The 20,362-nt window shown below is 67.3% G+C and carries 19 protein-coding genes and 3 tRNA genes; 8 read left to right on the top strand and 14 right to left on the bottom strand.

Features of this window, described 5'->3' with window-relative positions:
- The first annotated feature begins 61 nt into the window (after nt 1-61).
- The 3 genes from gyrA to ACCD06_RS09495 all read left to right on the top strand — a co-directional run bounded on the left by gyrA (nt 62) and on the right by ACCD06_RS09495 (nt 3,650).
- The gene (gene gyrA, locus ACCD06_RS09505; RefSeq protein ID WP_413340280.1) at nt 62-2,845 is read left to right on the top strand and encodes a DNA gyrase subunit A; all 2,784 of its coding nucleotides are present in this window, start codon (nt 62-64) and stop codon (nt 2,843-2,845) included.
- A 23-nt stretch (nt 2,846-2,868) separates the two neighbouring features.
- On the top strand, nt 2,869-3,432 hold the full coding sequence (gene coaD, locus ACCD06_RS09500; protein ID WP_413340278.1) for a pantetheine-phosphate adenylyltransferase: 564 nt from the start codon (nt 2,869-2,871) through the stop codon (nt 3,430-3,432).
- Nucleotides 3,433-3,574: 142 nt separating this feature from the next.
- Nucleotides 3,575-3,650, top strand: a tRNA-Lys gene (locus ACCD06_RS09495).
- Between the two features lie 178 nt (nt 3,651-3,828).
- Here the strand turns inward: ACCD06_RS09495 and ACCD06_RS09490 are convergent.
- From ACCD06_RS09490 to ACCD06_RS09480, 3 genes are all read right to left on the bottom strand, one after another.
- Nucleotides 3,829-3,905: transfer RNA gene (locus ACCD06_RS09490), tRNA-Arg, on the bottom strand.
- Between the two features lie 17 nt (nt 3,906-3,922).
- Nucleotides 3,923-4,219, bottom strand: a complete 297-nt coding sequence (locus ACCD06_RS09485; protein WP_413340276.1) for an ETC complex I subunit — start codon at nt 4,217-4,219, stop codon at nt 3,923-3,925.
- Between the two features lie 77 nt (nt 4,220-4,296).
- A tRNA-Pro gene (locus ACCD06_RS09480) sits at nt 4,297-4,374 on the bottom strand.
- A gap of 155 nt (nt 4,375-4,529) precedes the next feature.
- Between ACCD06_RS09480 and ACCD06_RS09475 the strand changes: the two genes are divergently transcribed.
- Nucleotides 4,530-4,934 (top strand): hypothetical protein, encoded by a 405-nt coding sequence (locus ACCD06_RS09475; RefSeq protein ID WP_413340274.1) that lies wholly within the window; start codon nt 4,530-4,532, stop codon nt 4,932-4,934.
- Here ACCD06_RS09475 and ACCD06_RS09470 read toward each other — a convergent pair.
- The 10 genes from ACCD06_RS09470 to tpiA form a co-directional block, all read right to left on the bottom strand.
- On the bottom strand, nt 4,903-6,135 hold the full coding sequence (locus ACCD06_RS09470; RefSeq protein WP_413340272.1) for an ABC transporter permease: 1,233 nt from the start codon (nt 6,133-6,135) through the stop codon (nt 4,903-4,905). The two genes, ACCD06_RS09475 and ACCD06_RS09470, sit on opposite strands and share 32 nt — an antisense overlap.
- Nucleotides 6,132-6,854 carry an ABC transporter ATP-binding protein gene (locus ACCD06_RS09465; protein ID WP_413340270.1) on the bottom strand — a complete coding sequence of 241 codons (723 nt, stop codon included), beginning with the start codon at nt 6,852-6,854 and terminating at the stop codon, nt 6,132-6,134. The genes ACCD06_RS09470 and ACCD06_RS09465 overlap by 4 nt, the downstream gene beginning before the upstream one ends.
- A complete protein-coding gene (locus tag ACCD06_RS09460) occupies nt 6,844-8,478 on the bottom strand; it encodes an efflux RND transporter periplasmic adaptor subunit (protein WP_413340268.1) in 1,635 nt (544 codons plus the stop codon). The genes ACCD06_RS09465 and ACCD06_RS09460 overlap by 11 nt, the downstream gene beginning before the upstream one ends.
- Nucleotides 8,479-8,563: 85 nt before the next feature.
- Nucleotides 8,564-9,001 (bottom strand): DUF192 domain-containing protein, encoded by a 438-nt coding sequence (locus ACCD06_RS09455; RefSeq protein WP_413340266.1) that lies wholly within the window; start codon nt 8,999-9,001, stop codon nt 8,564-8,566.
- A 78-nt stretch (nt 9,002-9,079) separates the two neighbouring features.
- Entirely contained in the window at nt 9,080-9,907 is an 828-nt protein-coding gene (kdsA, locus tag ACCD06_RS09450) for a 3-deoxy-8-phosphooctulonate synthase (RefSeq protein ID WP_252137369.1), read from the bottom strand.
- Between the two features lie 128 nt (nt 9,908-10,035).
- Nucleotides 10,036-10,731 (bottom strand): dienelactone hydrolase family protein, encoded by a 696-nt coding sequence (locus ACCD06_RS09445; RefSeq protein ID WP_413340263.1) that lies wholly within the window; start codon nt 10,729-10,731, stop codon nt 10,036-10,038.
- 74 nt (nt 10,732-10,805) lie between these two features.
- On the bottom strand, nt 10,806-12,635 hold the full coding sequence (locus ACCD06_RS09440; RefSeq protein WP_413340261.1) for an autotransporter domain-containing protein: 1,830 nt from the start codon (nt 12,633-12,635) through the stop codon (nt 10,806-10,808).
- Nucleotides 12,636-12,804: 169 nt separating this feature from the next.
- Nucleotides 12,805-14,436 carry a CTP synthase gene (locus ACCD06_RS09435; RefSeq protein WP_109074770.1) on the bottom strand — a complete coding sequence of 544 codons (1,632 nt, stop codon included), beginning with the start codon at nt 14,434-14,436 and terminating at the stop codon, nt 12,805-12,807.
- 198 nt (nt 14,437-14,634) lie between these two features.
- A complete protein-coding gene (gene secG / locus ACCD06_RS09430) occupies nt 14,635-14,967 on the bottom strand; it encodes a preprotein translocase subunit SecG (protein WP_109074769.1) in 333 nt (110 codons plus the stop codon).
- 167 nt (nt 14,968-15,134) lie between these two features.
- Nucleotides 15,135-15,890 carry a triose-phosphate isomerase gene (gene tpiA / locus ACCD06_RS09425; RefSeq protein ID WP_413340258.1) on the bottom strand — a complete coding sequence of 252 codons (756 nt, stop codon included), beginning with the start codon at nt 15,888-15,890 and terminating at the stop codon, nt 15,135-15,137.
- A gap of 280 nt (nt 15,891-16,170) precedes the next feature.
- On the opposite strand from tpiA, the gene mbfA reads away from it, so the two are divergent.
- Together mbfA and ACCD06_RS09415 are read left to right on the top strand one after the other, a co-directional pair.
- On the top strand, nt 16,171-17,127 hold the full coding sequence (mbfA, locus tag ACCD06_RS09420) for an iron exporter MbfA (protein ID WP_109074767.1): 957 nt from the start codon (nt 16,171-16,173) through the stop codon (nt 17,125-17,127).
- Between the two features lie 114 nt (nt 17,128-17,241).
- On the top strand, nt 17,242-17,754 hold the full coding sequence (locus tag ACCD06_RS09415; protein ID WP_098739700.1) for a MarR family winged helix-turn-helix transcriptional regulator: 513 nt from the start codon (nt 17,242-17,244) through the stop codon (nt 17,752-17,754).
- A gap of 21 nt (nt 17,755-17,775) precedes the next feature.
- Here ACCD06_RS09415 and ACCD06_RS09410 read toward each other — a convergent pair whose 3' ends face one another.
- Nucleotides 17,776-18,063 (bottom strand): hypothetical protein, encoded by a 288-nt coding sequence (locus ACCD06_RS09410; protein WP_413340255.1) that lies wholly within the window; start codon nt 18,061-18,063, stop codon nt 17,776-17,778.
- 168 nt (nt 18,064-18,231) lie between these two features.
- On the opposite strand from ACCD06_RS09410, the gene ACCD06_RS09405 reads away from it, so the two are divergent.
- Both ACCD06_RS09405 and ACCD06_RS09400 read left to right on the top strand, forming a co-directional pair.
- Nucleotides 18,232-18,933 carry a response regulator gene (locus ACCD06_RS09405; RefSeq protein WP_136705556.1) on the top strand — a complete coding sequence of 234 codons (702 nt, stop codon included), beginning with the start codon at nt 18,232-18,234 and terminating at the stop codon, nt 18,931-18,933.
- Entirely contained in the window at nt 18,930-20,351 is a 1,422-nt protein-coding gene (locus ACCD06_RS09400; protein WP_413340253.1) for an ATP-binding protein, read from the top strand. The genes ACCD06_RS09405 and ACCD06_RS09400 overlap by 4 nt, the downstream gene beginning before the upstream one ends.
- The last annotated feature ends 11 nt before the right edge of the window (nt 20,352-20,362 follow it).

Genomic DNA, 20,362 nt, shown 5'->3' with positions numbered 1-20,362 from the left:
CAAGGCCAGTGACTGCCGCGGATTCCCGAGCGGCGGCGCATTCGAAGAATGAGTGTCCTGCTTGAGCAATACGCCCCTTCCTCCCGCCTCCGACATCGCGCCGATCAACATCGAAGACGAGATGCGGAAATCGTATCTCGACTACGCGATGAGCGTGATCGTGAGCCGTGCCCTGCCCGACGTCCGCGACGGGCTGAAGCCGGTGCACCGGCGCATCCTCTACGCGATGAAGGAGGGCGGGTACGACTCGACCAAGCCCTATAAGAAGTCGGCGCGCATCGTCGGCGACGTGATGGGTAAATACCACCCGCACGGCGACAGCGCGATCTACGACGCCATGGTCCGCATGGCGCAGGACTTCTCCATGCGCCTGCCGCTGATCGACGGCCAGGGCAATTTCGGCTCGATGGACGGCGATCCGCCCGCGGCGATGCGCTACACCGAGGCGCGTCTGGCCAAGGCGGCGGAAGCGCTGCTGGACGACATCGACAAGGATACCATCGACTTCCAGGCCAGCTACGACGATTCGGGCCGCGAGCCCACCGTCGTCCCGGCCCGCTTCCCGAACCTGCTGGTGAACGGCGCCGGCGGCATCGCCGTCGGCATGGCGACCAACATCCCGACCCACAATCTGGGCGAGGTGATCGACGCCTGCTGCGCCTACATCGACAACCCGGACGTCACGCTCGACGAACTGATGGAGCATGTGCCCGGCCCTGATTTCCCGACGGGCGGCCTGATCCTCGGCCGGTCGGGCAGCCGGGCGGCGCTGCAGACCGGGCGCGGCTCGGTCATCCTGCGCGCCAAGACCCATTTCGAGGAGGTGCGCAAGGACCGCACCGCTATCGTCGCGACCGAGATTCCCTATCAGGTCAACAAGGCCAAGCTGATGGAACGCATCGGCGAGGTCGTGAACGACAAGATCATCGAGGGCATCTCCGACCTGCGCGACGAATCCGACCGCGACGGCGTGCGCGTGGTGATCGAACTGAAGCGCGACGCGGTTCCCGACGTCGTGCTGGCCCAGCTGTTCCGCCACACCCAGCTCCAGACCTCCTTCGGCGTCAACATGCTGGCGCTGAACGGCGGCCGTCCGGAGTTGATGCATCTTCAGCAAATCATCGCCGCCTTCATCCGCTTCCGCGAGCAGGTCATCACCCGCCGGACCGAGTTCCTGCTGGGCAAGGCGCGCGAGCGGGCGCACACCTTGGTTGGTCTGGCGGTCGCCGTCGCCAACCTGGATGCGATGATCCAGCTGATCCGCAGCGCCCCCGATCCGGTCTGGGCGCGCGAGGAGATCATGAACCGTGAATGGCCGGTTCACGACGTCGGCCCGCTGATCGAGCTGATCGACGAGCCCGGCCGCGGCGTCAGCGAACAGGGCACCTACCGTCTGTCGGAGGTCCAGGCCCGCGCCATCCTCGACCTGCGTCTGCACCGCCTCACCGGGCTGGAGCGCGACAAGATCGGCGCCGAACTGACCGACGTCACCGACCAGATCGCCGACTTCCTCGCCACGCTCGCCAACCGGCCGAAGCTGATGGGGATCCTGCGCGACGAGCTGGTGGAGATGAAGGAGCGGTTCGGCAACCCGCGCCGCACCGAAATCCAGGATCTGGAGTTCGAGGCCGACATCGAGGACCTGATCCAGCGCGAGGACATGGTCGTCACCGTCAGCCAGTCCGGTTACGTGAAGCGCGTGCCGCTGTCGACCTACCGCGCGCAGAAGCGCGGAGGCAAGGGCCGCTCCGGCATGTCGATGAAGGCGGAGGACGCGGTCAGCGACCTGTTCGTCGCCAACACCCACACGCCGCTGCTGCTCTTCTCGAACCGCGGCATGGTCTACAAGCTGAAGGTCTACCGCCTGCCGCTGGGCAACCCGCAGGCGCGCGGCAAGGCCTTCGTCAACCTGCTGCCGCTGATCGACGGGGAGACCATCACCACCGTCCTGCCGTTGCCGGAGGACGAGGCCGCCTGGGCCGATCTGCACGTCGTCTTCGCCACGTCGAAGGGCAACGTGCGCCGCAACCGGATGTCCGACTTCGCCAACATCCGCTCCAACGGCCTGATCGCCATGAAGCTGGAGGAGGAAGGCGAGCGTCTGATCGGCGTGCACACCTGCTCCGAGACCCACGACGTCCTGCTGGCGACCCGCGGCGGCAAGTGCATCCGCTTCCCCGTGGACGACGTGCGCGTCTTCGCCGGCCGCACCTCCACCGGCGTGCGCGGCATCAGGCTGGCCGACGGTGACGAGGTGGTGTCGCTGTCGATCCTGACCCATGTCGATGCCACGCCCGAGGAGCGCGCAGCCTTCTTCAAGATGAAGCGCGACGAAGGCCTGGAGATGGAGGGCGAGGCCGCGCCGGAAGCCGACGAGGTGCCGACGGACAGCGTCACCCTGTCGCAGGAGCGATACGAAGAACTGAAACAGAAGGAACAGTATATTCTGACCGTCTCCGACCGCGGCTATGGCAAGCGCAGCTCGTCCTACGAGTATCGCACCGCCGGACGCGGGGGCCAGGGCATCTGGAACATGGAGATGGGCGAGCGCAACGGCTCCATCGTTGCCGCCTTCCCGGTCGAATCGAACCATCAGGTGATGATGGTCACCAACGGCGGCCAGGTGATCCGCATGCCGCTGCACGACGTGCGGGTGGCCGGCCGCAAGACGCTGGGTGTCACGCTGTTCCGCGTGGGGGCGGACGAGCGCGTGGTGTCCGTCGCCACCATCGCCGAGGAAGAAGGCGAGAACGGCGTGGATACGGGCGTTGAGACTGGCGATGACGCCAACGGTTCGGTCGAGTCCACCGGTGATGCCGGCAGCTCCGCCGCGCCGAACGAATAACGGAAGGGCGTAAAGGGGAACCCATGGCGACCAGCCAGACCGAGACCAGCGAAGGTCGTCGAATCGGTGTCTATCCCGGCACCTTCGATCCGATCACCAACGGTCACATGGACATCATCCAGCGCGCCGCCCGTCAGGTCGACCACCTGATCATCGGCGTCGCCCGGAATGCCGGCAAAGGGCCGCTCTACTCCACGGACGAGCGGGTCGCTATGGTTCGCGAGGATGTGGCCGGGCTGAACGCCGCTGGGGCCAGCATCGAGGTGCGGGCGTTCGACAATCTGCTGATGCATTTCGCCATGGAGGTGAATGCCAGGGTCATCATCCGCGGCCTGCGTGCCGTCTCGGACTTCGAATATGAATTCCAGATGGCGGGCATGAACGCGCGGCTGAACCCGAAGGTCGAGACGATCTTCCTGATGTCGTCGGAGAAGCACCAGTTCATCTCCTCCCGCTTCGTGAAGGAGATCGGGCGGCTCGGCGGCGATATCCGCCATTTCGTTTCGCCCCGCGTCGCGGAACGGCTGGCCGAACGCTTCGCCCTCGAGGCCGGCAACGGCTCGGTGCCGACGACCAGCCAGACCTGATCCCGGAACCATGAGCTTGATGGGCGGGCTTGATGGCAAAATCCTGCATTTCCCATCAAGCCCATGGTTGACCTTTCGGGCGCGTCTTTCTATGGTGCGCCCACTTCCGGCGGGGGCCAGTTTCGCACCGCCGCGAGAGGATGATCCGGTAGCTCAGTCGGTAGAGCACGTGACTTTTAATCATGTGGCCGTGGGTTCGAATCCCACCCGGATCACCATCCAATTCAAGGCTTTAGCCTTCCTCAAGGGGTCGCTTTAGCGGCCCCTTCGGCGTTGTGGGGCACGGCATGGGGCACGACTTCACCTGCATGCCTCCCCCGTCCTGCATGACGGCCGAGAAAACAAAAAGCCCCGCCGAAGCGGGGCTTTTCCTGTTCTGCAACGGCTTGGCCTGGATGGCGACCCCAGCTGGATTCGAACCAGCGACCTGCCGCTTAGAAGGCGGCTGCTCTATCCAACTGAGCTATGGGGCCTTGTCCCGGGTTTGCGATCAGAAGCGCGGGCGATCGGTGCGGAAGTTGTCGGCGTAGTTGCGCGGACGGACGCGGCGGACCGGAGCTTCCTGCACGGTGTAGTTCCAGCCTTCGCGCTCCGCGAACGCAATGGCCTCATCCTTCGTTTCGAAGGACAGGCGCACCTGGTTCAGCGTGTCGCCGGAGCTGGTCCAGCCCATCAGCGGTTCCGGACGGCGCGGCGTTTCGATCTCGTAATCCAGCATCCAACGGTGAGTCTTGGCACGGCCGGATTGCATGGCCGTCTTGCTCGGCTGATAGATCCGGACGTTCATGGCTCGCTCGTCTCCCCAAATGCCTGCGGTAGCGTCCCCGGCGCGGATGGCCTGGACGCGGAGTTGTCCCCTGGCGATGGTCGGGGCGCCCGGATTCGAACCGGGGGCCTCCAGTACCCAAAACTGGCGCGCTGACCAGACTGCGCTACGCCCCGTCGCCGCGTTGTGAGATACACGAACGCCACGCCCACGGCAAGCGGACGGCGCACCGCTTTTGCGGACTTTTCCATCCAGCCTGCCGCCTAGGGCATTTGGTGCGGCGTTCGGTCGCTCAACAGCCTGTCTCCAACACCGTTCCGGATCCGTTTCATTGCCATCGCTCACCCCCGCCCCGCTTGCCGTCGCCCTGTTTCTGCCCGACCTCGAGAACCGGCCGGACCGCCGCTCGGCGGTCGATCTCGCCCATGAATTGCTGCGCGCCGGCGTTGCGGTGGATGTGGTGGCGCCGATGGGCGGGGGACGGCTGCGCGCGGCGCTGAACCCGGCCGTCGGGCAGATCGACCTCGCCAAGCGCCGTGCCGCGACCTCGGCCCTGGCCCTGGCCCGTGTGATGGCGGAACGGCAGCCGTCGCTGCTCGCCATACCGCGCGAGGTGGCGTGGGTCGGGCGGCTGGCGCTGTGGCTGGGACGCAGTGATGCGCGGCTTGTCGTGCTGGAGGGGGATGCGGAGGCTGATTTTGCGGCTATTCGTGCCGCAGCGCCTCGATGGGGTTGAGGCCGGCGGCGCGACGCGCCGGGTAAAGGCCGAAGAACACGCCGACCAGCCCGCTGACCACCACCGCCAGCACGATCGAGTCGATCCGGATCAGCGTCGGCCAGCCGGCCAGTGCCGCGACCGCCACGGCGGTGCCGATGCCCAGCGCCACCCCGACCGCGGCCCCGATCAGTGACAGGGTGATCGATTCGATCAGGAACTGCACCAGGATATCGCGCCGCCGCGCCCCAATGGCGAGCCGCAGCCCGATCTCGCGCGTGCGCTCGGTCACCGACACCAGCATGATGTTCATGATGCCAATGCCGCCGACCAGCAGCGAGACCGCCGCCACGGCGGCCAGCAGGAAGGACAGGGCGCGGGAGGACTCGTCACGGGTCGCCGACACCTCCGACAGGTCGCGCATCCAGAAATCGTCGTCCTGGCCGGGGATCAGCCGGTGGCGCTGGCGCAGCAGGTCGCGGATTTGCGCCTGCGCCTCCGCCATGTCGGCGCCGTCCCGCATCTTCACCGCCATGCTATGGATGAAGCGCGGGTTGCTCTTCGCCATGCCCGGGATGTTGCGCTTGGCGGTGGACAGCGGCACGAAGATTACGTCGTCCTGGTCCTGGCCCTGCGTGTTCTGCCCCTTCTCCGCCAGAACGCCGACGACGGTCAGCGGGGTGGAGAACACCCGCACCGGCTCTCCGATGGGATCGCCGCCGCCGAACAGGTTGCGCACCACCGTCTGACCAAGGACCACGACCTTGTTCGCCTGTGCCACATCCTCGTCCGACAGGCCGCGTCCCAGCGCGATGGTCCAGTCGCGGGCGTCCATGTAATCCGGCGTGATGCCGAACAGAATGGTGCCCCAATTCTGGTTGCCGGCGACGATCTGCAGGCCCCAGCGCACCGACGGCGCCGTCACCACCACGTCGGGGATCTCCGACAGCACCGCCAGCGCGTCGTCCTCCGTCAGGGAGGATGCGGTGCCGGCGCCCAGCTTCACGCCGCTGCGGACGATGCTGCCCTGCCCCACCAGGATCAGGTTGGTGCCCAGGCTGGCGATCTGGCGCAGCACCTGATCGCGGGCGCCGGCTCCCACCGCGACCATGGCGATCACCGCAGCCACGCCGATGACGATACCCAGCATGGTCAGCGCGCTGCGCAGCGGGTTCGCCCGCAGGGACTCGAGCGCCGCGCGCAAGGCGTCCCAGGCGGTCATGCCGCGATCTCCGGTTCCTGACGCAGATCGTCGATCAGGCGGCCATCGCGGAACTGCAGGACGCGGGCGGCAAAGCGCGCCACCTCCGGCTCGTGCGTCACCAGGACAATGGTGATGCCCCGGCGGTTCAGCCGCTGGAACAGGCCGATGATCTCCAGGCTGGTCGCGGTGTCGAGCGCGCCGGTGGGTTCGTCGGCAAGCAGCAGCAGCGGGTCGTTGACCAGGGCGCGGGCGATGGCGACGCGTTGCTGCTGCCCACCGGAAAGCTGGGTCGGCCGGTGCCTTGCCCGTTCCCGCAGCCCCACCGAATCGAGCGCCGCCAGCGCCCGCTCCACCCGCTGGGCATGGCCGACGCCGGCATAGACCATCGGCAGCATGACGTTGGCGAGCGCGGTCTGGCGCGGCAGCAGGTTGAAGGACTGGAAGACGAATCCGATGCTGCGGTTCCGCACCGCCGCCAGCGCGTCGGAGGACAGGCCGGCGACCTCCTGCCCATCCAGCCGGTACCGTCCGGCATCGGGTCGGTCCAGGCAGCCCAGCAAGTTCATGAAGGTGGATTTGCCGGACCCCGACGGTCCCATCACCGCCACGAACTCGCCCCGGCGGATGGTGACGGTCACGTCGTCCAACGCGTGGACGGTCTGCGGCCCCATGCGATAGCGGCGGCTGAGGCGTTCGACAGCGATCAGGGGTTCGGGTGCCGTTGGATCAGAAGCCAAGGCGCGGTCCCCGGCGGCTGCCGCGGTCGGGGGCCAGGATGCCGGTGATGACCTCCTGCCCGGCCCGCAGGTCACCCGACACTACCTCCGTATAGCTGCCGTCGCCGATGCCGAGCCGCACCGGTATGCCGACCGGGCCGCCATTTCCCGGACCGGGCACCCAGACCGTCCGCATCGCCTCCGCCGCCCGGCCGGGAGCCACCAGCGCCTCGAAGCGGTCGCGCTGTTCCGGGTCGAGCAGCCCGGCGATTCGCTCCAGGGTCGCGGTGCGGATGGCGTTGGCCTCCACCCGGCGGCGTTCGGGGTCGCTACCCTCGGCGTTCAGAGCGGCGAAGCGGTCGCGGGCCTCGGCCACCAGGGAGGTGATGTCGCGGCGCCTCGTCTCGTCCAACGTCAGCCCGTCCATCACCCGCTTGGCCGCCGCCTCCAGCGCCGCGGCGCCGCGCCCGCCATTGGGGCCGCCGGTGGTCGGCGTCGGCGCATCGGTCGAAGCCTCGACCCCCGGGGGGCGGAAGCGCAGGGCGGCGTTTGGCAGCTTCAGCGCCGACGGCCGCTCGTCCACCGTGATGCGGAGGTTGGCGGTCATGCCCGGCAGCAGCCGCAGTTCCGGATTCTTCACCGTGATGACGACGATGTAGGTGACGACCGTCATGTCCTCCTTCGGCGCCAGCCGCACCTGCGCCACCCGGCCGGTGAAGCTGTCGCCGGGGAAGGCATTTACGGTGAAGCGTACCGGCATGCCTTCGCGCACCCGGCCGATGTCGGCCTCGTCGATGTTGGCCAGCACCTCCATCTGCCGCAGATCCTGGGCGATGGTGAACAGGGTGGGAGCCGACAGGCTGGCCGCCACCGTCTGGCCGGTGCTGACCGCCCGGTTCACCACCACCCCGTCGATGGGGGAGCGGATGACGGAGCGGTTGAGGTCGACGCGGACCAGTTGCAGGGCAGCCTCGCGCTGGGAGACCTGGGCGCGGGCGACCTCCACCTGGGCGGCGGCCACCGCCAGCGAGGCATCGGCCGACGCCTCCGCCGCTTCGGCCTGCCGCTTCTGGGCGCGGGCGGCGATCAACTGGGCCTGCGCGCTGTGGGCTGCGGTTTCCGCCTTCTCCAGATCGGCGGCGGCGACGACGCCGCGTCCCTGCAGGTCGCGCCGGCGGCGCAGGTCACGGTCAGCGTCGCGCTGGGCGAGGTCGGCACGGACGATCTGGGCGTCGGCGTTGGCGACGCTGGCCCTGGCGCTGGCGAGATCGGCCCGCGCCTTGTCGTGAAGCGCCTGCTGCTGGATGAGCGCCGCCTTGGCGGAATCAACGTCCGCGCCGGCCTGGGCCAGACGGGCGGCCAGCTGGTCGCCGTTCAGCCGGGCAAGGATCTGCCCGCTGGTGACCCGGCTGTTGAAATCGGCATACAGCTCCGCGATCTGGCCGGAGAGTTGGGAGCTGACCTCCACCGTCACCAGCGCGCTCATGGTGCCGGTGGCGGTGATGGCGCTGACCAGCGGTCCTTGTTCGACCCGCGCCAGCCGGTAGGCCGGCCCCGGTTCCGCCCGCGCCAGCACGACATAGGCGGACAGTCCGGCCGCGGCGCTGAGCGCCAGTCCGAGGAAAATCGCCGACCGCCTGCTCATCCCAGCCCTCCGCGCCGCCCAGACCCTGCGCGATTGATCTGGGCGAGTTTACGCGAAAGTCATGGGCGGCGGATCATCTATCACTTCAAGGCTTGGCGATGTCGGGAGACACCACACGGTCACCGGGACGGATGCCCAGCCGCGCAGCCATGCCGCCGTTCAGTTCCAGGATCGCCTTCACCGGACCGTCGGAATTGACCGAGTCCAGCGATTCCGGCACCGCGCGCTCGTGGATGTTCACGATGCGGCCGTCGGCGGCGATGAACAGCATGTCGAGCGGGATCAGCGTGTTCTTCATCCAGAAGCTGGCCGGCTGCACCCGGTCGTAGACGAACAGCATCCCGGCGTCGGCCGGCATCGACTGGCGGAACATCAACCCCTGGGCCTGCTGGCCGGGCGTCAGCGCCAGTTCGACGTCGAAGCGGAACTTGCCGCCGCCCGACGTCTCGATGGTCAGCTTGGATTTCTGAAAGCTCTCCAGCGCCATCGCCGGGAAGGCGACCACCAGCAGCAGGAGCGCCACGACCGCACCCCGAAAACTCCGACCGACCATCATGACTGTCCCCGAAGGCTGAACCGGCCCGTTCCAAGTTACACGTTTTTAGGACTTCGCCAGACGGTCGAAGGCCTGGAGCTTCGCCAGCAGGGCCGGCATGTCCTTCAGCGGGACCATGTTCGGCCCGTCGCTAGGGGCGCAGTCCGGGTTCTCGTGCGTCTCCATGAAGACGGCGGCGACGCCGACCGCGATGGCGGCACGGGCCAGGACCGGCACGAACTCGCGCTGGCCGCCCGACGTGGTGCCCTGCCCGCCCGGCTGCTGGACGGAGTGGGTGGCGTCGAACACCACCGGGAAGCCGGTCTCCGCCATGATCGGCAGGGAACGCATGTCCGACACCAGCGTGTTGTAGCCGAAGCTGGCGCCACGCTCGCACAGCAGGACGCGCTCGTTGCCCGAGGCGACCAGCTTGGCGGCGACGTTCTTCATGTCCCAGGGCGCCAGGAACTGGCCCTTCTTGACGTTCACCGCGCGGCCGGTCTCAGCGGCGGCGATCAGCAGATCGGTCTGGCGGCAGAGGAAGGCGGGGATCTGCAGCACGTCCACCGCCTCGGCGACGGGAGCGCACTGGGTCGATTCATGCACGTCGGTGATGACCGGGCAGCCGAAGCGCTCGCGGATTTCCGCGAAGATCGGCAGCGCCTTGTCCATGCCCAGGCCGCGCGCGGTGGTGATCGAGGTGCGGTTGGCCTTGTCGAAGCTCGACTTGTAGATCAGCCCCATGCCCAGCGCCTTGGTCATCTCCACCAACGCGGACGCGGTCTCCATTGCATGGTCGCGGCTTTCCATCTGGCAGGGGCCGGCGATCAGGACGAAGGGACGGTCGTTGGCAACGGTCAGGTCGCCGATCTGGACAGGGCGCGGCGTGGTCATCGGAGTGCTCCAAAACGAAAACGGGCGAGAGGGCGCCGCCCTCTCGCTCTCACCCTGCAGGGGATGGGGGCAAGGGTCGGAAGACCCCTGCATCCCACTATTTCAGAAGCTGGTCAACGGCGCCCATGTCAGGACAGATGCGTGCGGAAGAACTCAACCGTCAGCCGGTTGGCTTCGTCGGCCGCGTTCTGGTCGTAGTGCTCGCCGCCCGGCCGGGCGAAGGCGTGGTCCATGCCGGGATAGACCTTCGCGGTCACCCATTTGTTGTCCTTTACCCCGGCCACTACCGCGTCGCGCTTGTCGGGGCTGGAGAACTTGTCGTTCTCCGCGATGTGCAGAAGCAGCGGCTTGGCGATCTTATCGGCCTCGCCCAGCAGCCCTTCCAGCCCGACGCCGTAATAGCCGACATTGGCGTCGGCGTCCGACCGCGTCGCCATCATGAAAGCCAGCCGGCCGCCCAGGCAGTAGCCGACGCTGCCGGCCTTGCCGGTGCAGCCATCCTGCCCGCGCACCCAGGCGAGCGCCGCCTTCAGGTCCTCCACCGCCTTGTCCTGATCCATGCCGTTCATCAGGGCGAACGCCTTGTTCCACTCCTCCTGCGTCTTGTCGGTCAGCTGCACGCCCGGCTGCTGGCGCCAGAACAGGTCGGGGCACACCGCCAGGAAGCCCTGTGAGGCGTACCAGTCGCATTGCTCGCGCATCACCGCGTTGACGCCGAAGATTTCCTGGATCACCACGAGACCGCCGGCGGGCGTCACCTTGGGCTTGGCGACATAAGCCGAAAAGCGGCCGCCATCGGCGGCATCGATCATCACCTCGGACATGGCTTTGTTTTCCTCCCGTTGGCAAATCCGCCCCTGATATGGAGCGGACTTGCCCCCGGTCATCCCGCCTTTCGTCAGAATCCGACGCTGACGCCGACAAACCCACCGTAATCGCGGCGGTCCTCCTCACCCAGCCGGGCATTCAGGCCGAGCGTGCCGGTGACCGACTCCGTCAGCTTGAAGGAGGCGCCGGCGGTCAAATCGACATAGCTGCGGTCGGGCTTCGCCACCGCCACATCGTAGGCGAGCGTGGAAATGCTGCGGCTCTCCACCGTGATGCTGCGCTGGTCGTCCTTGAACTCCCGGTTCAGCGTCACCTTGGCGTAGGGCAGGACGCTGCCGAAATCGTAAGCGGCCTGATAGCCGATGCTGCCGACCAGCGAGTTGCGGGTCTGCGAGCGATAGGTGAAGCCGAACAGGCTGCTGTCCTCGGTGAAGCCCTCCACCTCCACATGCTGGTAGCGCAGGCCCAGCACCGGGCCATGGGTCAGCCCGCCCATGGTGAACTCATAGCCGCCCTCGGCGCCGATGGAGGCGTTGATGCCCTCGGTGCTGCCGCCGGTGGAATGGTCGGTGCCGTTGATGGTCACGCCGCGCCGCAGGTCGTAGTCGGCGAAACCAATGGACCCCACCCCGTTCACGAAGGCGCCGCCCATGCGGTAGACGCCGTAGCCGCTCAGCACATACTCCCGCTGCTTGTAATCGCCGCCGGTGGAGAAGCTGCCGCGGTAATGCGACGCCGTGCCGGCCGCGCCGAGCAGCAGGTTCTCGGTGAAGCGCTTGTCGATGCCGACGCTGACCGACAGAGGCGTGCCGCGCACTTCCGCCTGTCCGCCGATGCCGGGATCGCCGGTGCGGTCGCTGGTCAGCCGGCCGACTCCGCCGCTGACCCAGGCGCCGCTGGTGCCCGGCTTGCGGCTCCACAGGCTGGTCGCCGCCTGGGCGAGGATGGTGGCGGTCAGCCGGTCGCGGGTGTGGATCGGCGATTCGGCAAGCTGCGCAACGTTGCCGGGGGCGGTCAGCGCGTTCAGCACGAAGTCCGACACCGCGCGATGACCGGCCGTGGTCGGGTGGACGCCGTCGGCGAACAGGTAGCTCTGCGCCGCGTTCGGCGCCACCAGCGAGGCGGAGGTGCAGAGCAGCGAACTGCTGGTGGTGCAGGCGGTGCCGGTCACGTTGGCGAAGCCGAAGGAGGCCGGATTCGCCACCGCAGCCCGCAGCAGCGAATAGGTGTCGATCGGAATGACCGAGACACCGGCATTCGCCAGACCCAGCGTGACCAGTTGGTTATAGCCGCTGATCAACTGCGTGATCTGTGCGGCAGCGGTGGCGCCCTGCGCCAGCCCGAACGGAGTCGATCCGATGTCCGGCACCGTCGGCACCAGGATGGTGCGCGCACCGGCGGCGCGCAGCCTCGCCACCTGAGTCACCAGATCGCCGGCCGCCTGCGTCACAGTGGCCTGCGCGGTCGCCGGGTTGTTGAGCGCGGCAAAGATGTCGTTGGCGCCGCCCCAGACGGTGTAGAGCGCGTTCGGATCCGCCCGTCCGCCGGTGGAGGCGAGATAGCCGGAGACCTGAGTCGCCACGCTGGGTGCCAGGGCCGTCGGGCCTGTCGCCGGGACGCCGACCGACGTGTTCACCCGCGCGCCGCCGACCGCATAGTCGGTACCGCCCCGCGCCGCCGTGGTGGCGGAGGTACCGAGCGCGCCGGCAAGGTTCTCCGCCCACACCGGCCCCGGATTGGTGGTGAACTTGCCGCCGAAGGGCAGCAGCGACTGGAACGCCCCGCTGTCGGTCAGGCTGTCGCCGAAGAAGATGGTGGAGGAATAGTCCGCCGCGACGGCCGGAACCGCGGCGACCGCGGTCAGGCAGGTGGCGAGCGCGGCAATCCTGACGCGATTCATGGTCACTCCCCGATCCAATTGCTTGGTTGTGCGATTTTCCGCGGATCGTCGCACAAGGTTTTCGGGGACGCAAGGAAGCTGACGTATAGGGAAAGTGCCGGACATGAAAACGCCCCGCCTTTGTGGGGCGGGGCGCGTTCAGGCTTGAATAAGATAGCTTAAGAAACCGTCAGACCAACCGGCTCTGATCGATGGCCGCCTTGATGAAGGCGGTGAACAGCGGGTGCGGCTCAAACGGCTTGGACTTCAGTTCCGGGTGGAACTGCACGCCGATGAACCAGGGATGGTCGGGGATCTCGACGATCTCCGGCAGCTCCCCGTCAGGCGACAGACCGCTGAACTTCATGCCGCAACGCTCCAGACGCTCCTTGTAGTACACGTTCACCTCATAGCGGTGACGGTGCCGTTCGGAGATGTCGGTGGTGCCGTAGACCTCGGCGACCTTGCTGCCCTCCAGCAGCTTGGCGGGGTAGGCGCCGAGCCGCATGGTACCGCCCAGATCGCCGACCTCGGCACGACGCTCCAGCGTGTTGCCGCGCATCCACTCCGTCATCAGGCCGACGACCGGGTTGCCCGGCTTGCCCAGCTCGGTGGAGCCGGCATCCTCGATCTTCGCCATGTTGCGGGCGGCTTCGATCACCGCCATCTGCATGCCGAAGCAGATGCCGAAGTACGGCACCTTGCGCTCACGCGCGAACTGAGCCGCCCGAATCTTGCCTTCCGTCCCGCGAGAACCGAAGCCGCCCGGCACCAGGATGCCGTGGACGTTCTCCAGCCGCTTCACCGCCGCGTCGTCGTCCTCGAAGATCTCCGAATCGATCCAGTCGAGGTTGACCTTGACGTTGTTGGCGATTCCGCCGTGGGTCAGCGCCTCGGCCAGCGACTTGTAGCTGTCGAGCAGGCTGATGTACTTGCCGACCACCGCGATGGTGACCTCGCCCTGCGGCTTGCGCACCCGCTCCATGATGCGGGTCCAGCGCGACAGGTCCGGCTCCTTGTCGATCGGCAGGCCGAAATAGCTCAGGACCTGGGTGTCGAAGCCTTCCTCGTGATAGCTGATCGGCACCTGATAGATCGAATCGACGTCCAGCGCCGCGATCACCCGCTCCGGACGGATGTTGCAGAACAGCGCGATCTTCTTGCGCTCGTTCTCCGGAATCGGACGGTCGGCACGGCACAGCAGGATGTTGGCCTGGATGCCGACGCTCAGCAGCTCCTTCACCGAATGCTGGGTCGGCTTGGTCTTCAGCTCGCCGGCGGTCGGGATGTAGGGCAGCAGGGTCAGGTGGATGTAGAGGACGTTCTCCTGCCCGACCTCGTTGCCGAACTGGCGGATCGCCTCCAGGAAGGGCAGCGACTCGATGTCGCCCACCGTGCCGCCGATCTCGATCAGGACGAAGTCCTCGTCGGTGGCGTCGGCGCGGATGAACTCCTTGATCTCGTCGGTGATGTGCGGAATGACCTGGACGGTACCGCCCAGGTAATCGCCGCGACGCTCCTTCGCGATCACGGTGGAGTAGATGCGGCCGGTGGTGATGTTGTCGCCCTTGCGGGCCGACACGCCGGTGAAGCGCTCGTAGTGGCCGAGATCCAGGTCCGTCTCAGCCCCGTCGTCGGTCACGAAGACCTCGCCGTGCTGATAGGGGCTCATCGTGCCGGGATCGACGTTCAGGTACGGATCCAGCTTGCGCAGCCGCACCTTGTAGCCGCGCGCCTGGAGAAGCGCCCCAAGCGCCGCCGATGCCAGACCTTTGCCCAGCGAAGAAACGACGCCACCGGTGATGAAGATGTAGCGAGTCATGTCCGTCCGAAGAGCTTGAGAGCTGTTCCATGTCCCCGGAGGGGACGCATGTTTCCTGTCCCCATAGGGGGCGGATATTTCATGTCCCCGAGGGGTCGGCGCCGAAACTCACGTCGCGGACGTCGGCCCTCAAAAGAAAGAGGCGGCTTCGGGGAGGCCGCCTCGCTGTCCGCTTCGTACCCGTGCGCTGGAGATCCCTTACTGGGACACCGGCGGCGCGGGTTGGGCCGGAGCGGCCGGGGTCACCGGCTGGGCCGGAGCCGCCGGAGAGGCCGGCAGCGTGTCGATGATCGACGCCGGGCGCGAGTGGCCGCCGGCCAGGATCGCCAGCACGATGCTGGTGGCGAAGAAGCAGCCCGCCAGAATGCCGGTGGTCCGCGTCAGCAGGTTGGCCGTGCCACGGGTGCTCATCATGCCGCCCATGGTACCGCCGCCGATGCCGAGTCCGCCGCCTTCCGACCGCTGGATCAGGATCACGCCGACCAGCCCGACGGCGATCAGCAGGTGAATAACCAGAATCACCGATTCCATGCGATGCTCACCCCACGCCCATCCCAAAAATCGAATAGCGCGCCACAGGCCGTCTTAAGGGCCCGTGGCGCGCGCCCATTGTTTGTACCGCGCCGCCGCGGGATATGCCAGCGCCAAAATACCCACGGCATATCCATTGGCGGCATGGCTGACACCAGCGTGGTGTATCAGCGGCAGGCGGTGGCGATGGCCCAGAAATCGTCGGCCTTCAGGGCCGCGCCGCCAACCAGCGCGCCGTCGACATTCTCCACCGCCATCAGCTCCGCCGCGTTGTTCGGCTTGACCGAACCGCCATAGAGGATGCGGACCTTGGCGGACTCGGCGATCTTGCCGTCCAGTTCGGCGCGGATGTGGGCGTGCATCGCCTTCACATCGTCCGGAGTCGCAGTCTTGCCGGTGCCGATGGCCCAGACCGGCTCATAGGCGATGACGGTGTTCTCGGCGGTCGCGCCGGCGGGGATGGAGCCGGCGAGCTGGCCCGACACCACGGCGTTCGCCTGACCGGCGTCACGCTGCGCCTCGGTCTCGCCGACGCAGATGATGGCGACGAGGCCTTCCTTGTGGGCGGCGACCGCCTTGGCGTTGACCACGGCGTCGCTCTCGCCATGGCCGGCGCGGCGCTCCGAATGGCCGAGGATGACGAAGCGGCAGCCCGCATCCTTCAGCATGGTCGGCGCCACGTCGCCGGTATGGGCGCCGGAGGTCTTGGGCGCGCAATCCTGGCCGCCCAGCGCCAGCGGGCTGTCGGCAATCGCCTCTCCCACCGGAAACAGCAGCGGGAAGGGCGGGCAGACCAGCATGTCGAAAACGACCGGGCCGGCGCCCTTCAGCCGACCGGCGAGGTCGGAGGCGAGATCCAGCCCGTCGGCCTTCAACCCGTTCATCTTCCAGTTTCCGGCGATCAGCTTCCGGTTGGCGGTCATGGTCGTTTCCTTCTTGTCTTGGCTTTATATGGGAACTTGTGGAACGTTCTTGGCCTCTCGTGACCCAAGCCCATAGCAAGCCCGCCGCGGAAATTCCACTCACCCGACCGGCACATCGGCCGTCGGCAGCCATAAGAGACATCTTGTAGCAGTCCCCCGGCGAAGGCCCATCAGCCCGCGGGCGAAGCCACATCAGACGAAGTGCCATGTTGCGGATGCTCCTAGGCGGAATAGCATCATTCGCAACGCACCATCCAGACGCGGCGAAGGCCTGACCCCCATGAAGAACTTCTCGGACCTGACGGAAAAGGAGCTGCTGGCGCTCGCCATCGCGCTGGAGGAGGAGGACAGCCGCATCTACGACGAATTCGCCCACGCCCTCTCCGACAATTATCCCGACACGGCCAAACTGTTCCGCGCGATGGCTTCGGAGGAGAGCGGGCACCGGCACCGGCTGCTGGAGCTGTTCCGTGCGCGATTCGGCGACCACATCCCGCTGATCCGCCGCCAGGACGTGAAGGGATTCGTGGAGCGCAAGCCGGTCTGGCTGAGCCGGCCGCTGGGGCTCGAAACCGTGCGCCGCCAGGCCGAGCTGATGGAGGCGGAGACCAAGCGCTTCTACACCCGCGCCGCCCAGCGGTCGCAGGATGCCGCCATCCGCCAGTTGCTGGGTGATCTCGCCGAGGAGGAGCGCCGGCACGAGGCCAAGGCCGAACGGCTGGAGGCGAAATACGTCTCGCCGGAGGTTCGGGAGCAGGAACACGAATCGGAACGCCGGCTGTTCCTGCTGCAGGTCGTGCAGCCGGGTCTGGCCGGGCTGATGGACGGGTCGGTCTCGACCCTGGCCCCGCTGTTCGCCGCCGCCTTCGCCACCCAGGACAGCCACGAGACCTTTCTGGTCGGTCTGGCCGCCTCCATCGGCGCCGGCATCTCCATGGGCTTCGCCGAGGCTCTGTCCGACAACGGGTCGCTGACCGGGCGCGGCAGCCCGTGGCTGCGCGGGCTGGTCTGCGGCGCGATGACCACGCTGGGCGGGCTGGGCCACGCCCTGCCCTATCTGATCCCGCATTTCTGGACGGCGACCGCCATCGCCGTTGGCGTGGTGGTGATCGAACTGGCCATCATCGCCTGGATCCGCAACCGCTACATGGACACGCCGCTGCTGTCCGCCGCCTTCCAGGTGGTGGTCGGCGGGCTGCTGGTTTTCGCCACCGGCATCCTGATCGGCAGCGCCTGAGCGGCGGCGGGAAAAGCCGTTTGCGGGAATGAGCTTGTTCTTGTAACCGGGCGCACGATTGTTTATGTCTGACTTGCTGTCCTAATTAGAACAAATTGAACCAACCGCGTCGCCATGGCCGATCTGAAAGCAGGCGTTAACCAGCTCTTCCTCCGCGAGGAGGAACTCCGTACCGGGATGGAGCTGCTTTTCTACGCCTATCGCGAATTCACCGCCGAACCGGACGAAATTCTGGCGGAAATCGGCTTCGGCCGCGCGCATCACCGCGTGATCTACTTCGTCGGCCGCTATCCCAAGATCACCGTTTCGGAACTGCTGGCGATCCTGAAGATCACCAAGCAGAGCCTGTCGCGCGTGCTGGGCGAGCTGGTGCGCCAGGGCTTCATCGATCAGCAGACCGGCGCCCGTGACCGGCGGCAACGGTTGCTGGAGCTGACGGAAAAGGGCGTGGAGCTGGAACGCCAGCTGTCGGAGACCCAGCGTCAGCGCATCGCCCGCGCCTATCGCATGGCGGGGGCGGAGGCGGTGGAGGGATTCCGCAAGGTGATGATGGGCATGCTGGACGAGGAGGACCGGGCGAAATTCGCACCGCCCGTTCCCCCTGCCCGTCTTGCCGTGAAACGCTAAATCAGGAAACGCTGGACCGGATCAGCCGGCTTTCGATTCGGTAGTCTCCACCGGCGCTGCGGATTGGCTTTCCGCCGGCTTGTCTTCGGTTGCGCCCTGGGTTGCACCGTCAGCCGGCTTTTCGGCGGCCGCCTTTGCCTCATTGGGATTGCGGCGGCGGAAGCCGCCCTTGCGATAAACCACATTTTCGGAGGCACCCGGCGGGCATTGGACGATGTTCCCCCCCTTCGCGAGGAAGGCGCGGGTCATGTCGGCGAGGTCTTGGGCGTCCAGGTCCTTGGGATCGTTGGACCTGTGGTGGTCGGCCATCGTGATCGCTCCTCGTGTCTCTCGGCCCTCGTAGAGGACATATGGAGGATAACACGGTTCGAGGCCGAAACGGCCAAACGCTTACACGCCTGCCCGCCATGCATACCCAAGGTATGTCCCGCATGGCGCCTCTATGTCGATTGCGGGGAGCCGCGTTATAGTCCCGTCATGACCGAAGATCAGCCCCATATCCTGGTCGTCGACGACGACACCCGCCTGCGCGAACTTCTGCGCAAGTATCTCGCCGGAAACGGCTTTCTGGTCAGCACGGCCCGGGACGCCGCCGACGCGCGGGCGCAGCTGGGCGGGCTCGCCTTCGACCTGCTGGTGCTCGACATCATGATGCCGGGCGAGTCGGGGCTGTCGCTGACCGAATCACTGCGGCGCGAGCGCGACCTGCCGATCCTGCTGCTGACCGCCCGCGACGAGCCGGACGACCGCATCGCCGGATTGGAGGCCGGGGCCGACGATTATCTCGCAAAGCCCTTCAATCCGCGCGAACTGCTGTTGCGCATCAACTCCATCCTGCGCCGGCAGGCGACACGCCCGCCGGAACCGGCAGCCCCGCCCGCGGCGCCGGTGCGGCTCGGACCTCTCATCTATCTGCCCGACCGCGACGAGCTGCGCCACGGCGACGAGGTGATCCGCCTGACCACGGCGGAGGCCAGCCTGCTGCGCATCCTCGCCGCCTCCCCCGGCGTGACCTTCACCCGCGATGAACTGACGGAGCGAAGCAAGGTCGCCGGCAACGCCCGCACCGTCGATGTCCAGGTGACCCGCCTGCGCCGGAAGATCGAGGCCGACCCGCGCGAGCCGCGCTATCTCCACACCGTCCGTGGCGAGGGCTATGTGCTGAGGCCCGATCCGTGACGGCGGCCGGCAGCGGACGGGCCGACAATGGAGGGGCCGGCGCCGACGGCGCAGCGGCCGGCCGGGCGGCGGCGCGGCGCGCCGAACGGCGGCGTCGCACGCCGTTTCTGAAGCGCTTCCTGCCGCGCACCCTGTTCGGCCGGTCGCTGCTGATCATCGTCACGCCGGTGATCCTGGCCCAGGCGGTTGCGACCTGGATCTTCTACGACCGCCATTGGGACACGGTGACCAACCGGCTGGCCTATGCGGTTGCCGGCGATATCGCCACCGTCATCGCCATGCTGGAGCGAGACCCGTCGCAGGACGGCCGCGACTGGACGCTGGCCACCGCCGCCCGCACGACGGACCTGATCGTCACGGTGGAGCCGGACCAGATTCTGCCGGACAAGCGCCGGGAGCTGAGCGGCCTGCTGGAACGCACGCTGGGCAAGGCGCTGGACGAGCGGGTCGGCCGCCCCTTCACCATCAACACCCGCGTCGCCCATGAATGGTACGAGATCCGGGTGCAGATGGCCGACGGCGTGCTGTCGGTGATGTCGCCGGAACGCCGGCTGTTCACGCCGACCAGCTATATCTTCATCCTGTGGATGGTCGGATCGGCCATCGTGCTGTTCGCCGTCGCCATCCTGTTCATGCGCAACCAGATCCGGCCGATCAAGCGGCTGGCCATCGCCGCCGACGCTCTCGGCAAGGGCCGCGACGTCTCCAACTTCAAGATGGAGGGCGCGACGGAGGTGCGGCAGGCGGCCTCCGCCTTCCTGTTGATGCGCGAACGCATCCAGCGCCAGATCAACCAGCGCACCGAGATGCTGGCCGGCGTCAGCCACGATCTGCGCACGCCGCTGACCCGGATGAAGCTGGCGCTCGACATGATCGAGGATCCCGATCTGGATCCGGAGGTGGAGGAGCTGAAAGCCGACGTCGCCGAGATGGAGACCATGATCGAAGGCTATCTCGCCTTTGCCCGCGGCGAGGGGACGGAGGCGGTGCAGCCGACCGACCTGACCCGCCTGCTGAACGAGGTCGCCGCCGGCGCGCGGCGCGACGGGACCGAGGTGACGCTGACCGCGCCGGACGGGCTGATCCTGCCGCTGCGCCCGAATGCGGTCCGCCGCTGCATCGCCAACCTGCTGGTCAATGCCGGCCGCCATGCCGGCACCGCCTGGGTCAAGGCCGAACCGAAGGACGGCATCATCGAGATCACGGTGGACGATGACGGCCCGGGCATCCCCGCCTATCTGCGCGACGACGTGTTCAAGCCCTTCTTCCGTGTCGACAGCAGCCGCAATCTCGACACCGGCGGGTCCGGCCTTGGGCTGACCATCGCACGGGACGTGGCGCGCGGCCACGGCGGCGACATCACGCTGGACGACAGCCCCTATGGCGGCCTGCGCGCGGTGATCCGACTGCCGGTATGATCCAATGACGT

It is taken from the genome of Azospirillum sp. CT11-132 (assembly GCF_047302835.1).
Taxonomy (GTDB): Bacteria; Pseudomonadota; Alphaproteobacteria; order Azospirillales; family Azospirillaceae; genus Azospirillum.
The sequence above is the reverse complement of the archived record's forward strand: the minus strand, read 5'-3'. Positions and strand labels throughout refer to the sequence as shown.

Coding starts and splice junctions, on each gene's coding strand:
- ACCD06_RS09460 (WP_413340268.1), bottom strand. CDS start 8,478: ATGAGCAGGCGGTCGGCGATTTTCCTCGGACTGGCGCTCAGCGCCGCG.
- mbfA (WP_109074767.1), top strand. CDS start 16,171: ATGAAGAACTTCTCGGACCTGACGGAAAAGGAGCTGCTGGCGCTCGCC.
- coaD (WP_413340278.1), top strand. CDS start 2,869: ATGGCGACCAGCCAGACCGAGACCAGCGAAGGTCGTCGAATCGGTGTC.
- ACCD06_RS09440 (WP_413340261.1), bottom strand. CDS start 12,635: ATGAATCGCGTCAGGATTGCCGCGCTCGCCACCTGCCTGACCGCGGTC.
- ACCD06_RS09485 (WP_413340276.1), bottom strand. CDS start 4,219: ATGAACGTCCGGATCTATCAGCCGAGCAAGACGGCCATGCAATCCGGC.
- tpiA (WP_413340258.1), bottom strand. CDS start 15,890: ATGACCGCCAACCGGAAGCTGATCGCCGGAAACTGGAAGATGAACGGG.
- ACCD06_RS09405 (WP_136705556.1), top strand. CDS start 18,232: ATGACCGAAGATCAGCCCCATATCCTGGTCGTCGACGACGACACCCGC.
- ACCD06_RS09415 (WP_098739700.1), top strand. CDS start 17,242: ATGGCCGATCTGAAAGCAGGCGTTAACCAGCTCTTCCTCCGCGAGGAG.
- ACCD06_RS09435 (WP_109074770.1), bottom strand. CDS start 14,436: ATGACTCGCTACATCTTCATCACCGGTGGCGTCGTTTCTTCGCTGGGC.
- ACCD06_RS09470 (WP_413340272.1), bottom strand. CDS start 6,135: ATGACCGCCTGGGACGCCTTGCGCGCGGCGCTCGAGTCCCTGCGGGCG.
- secG (WP_109074769.1), bottom strand. CDS start 14,967: ATGGAATCGGTGATTCTGGTTATTCACCTGCTGATCGCCGTCGGGCTG.
- ACCD06_RS09445 (WP_413340263.1), bottom strand. CDS start 10,731: ATGTCCGAGGTGATGATCGATGCCGCCGATGGCGGCCGCTTTTCGGCT.
- kdsA (WP_252137369.1), bottom strand. CDS start 9,907: ATGACCACGCCGCGCCCTGTCCAGATCGGCGACCTGACCGTTGCCAAC.
- ACCD06_RS09410 (WP_413340255.1), bottom strand. CDS start 18,063: ATGGCCGACCACCACAGGTCCAACGATCCCAAGGACCTGGACGCCCAA.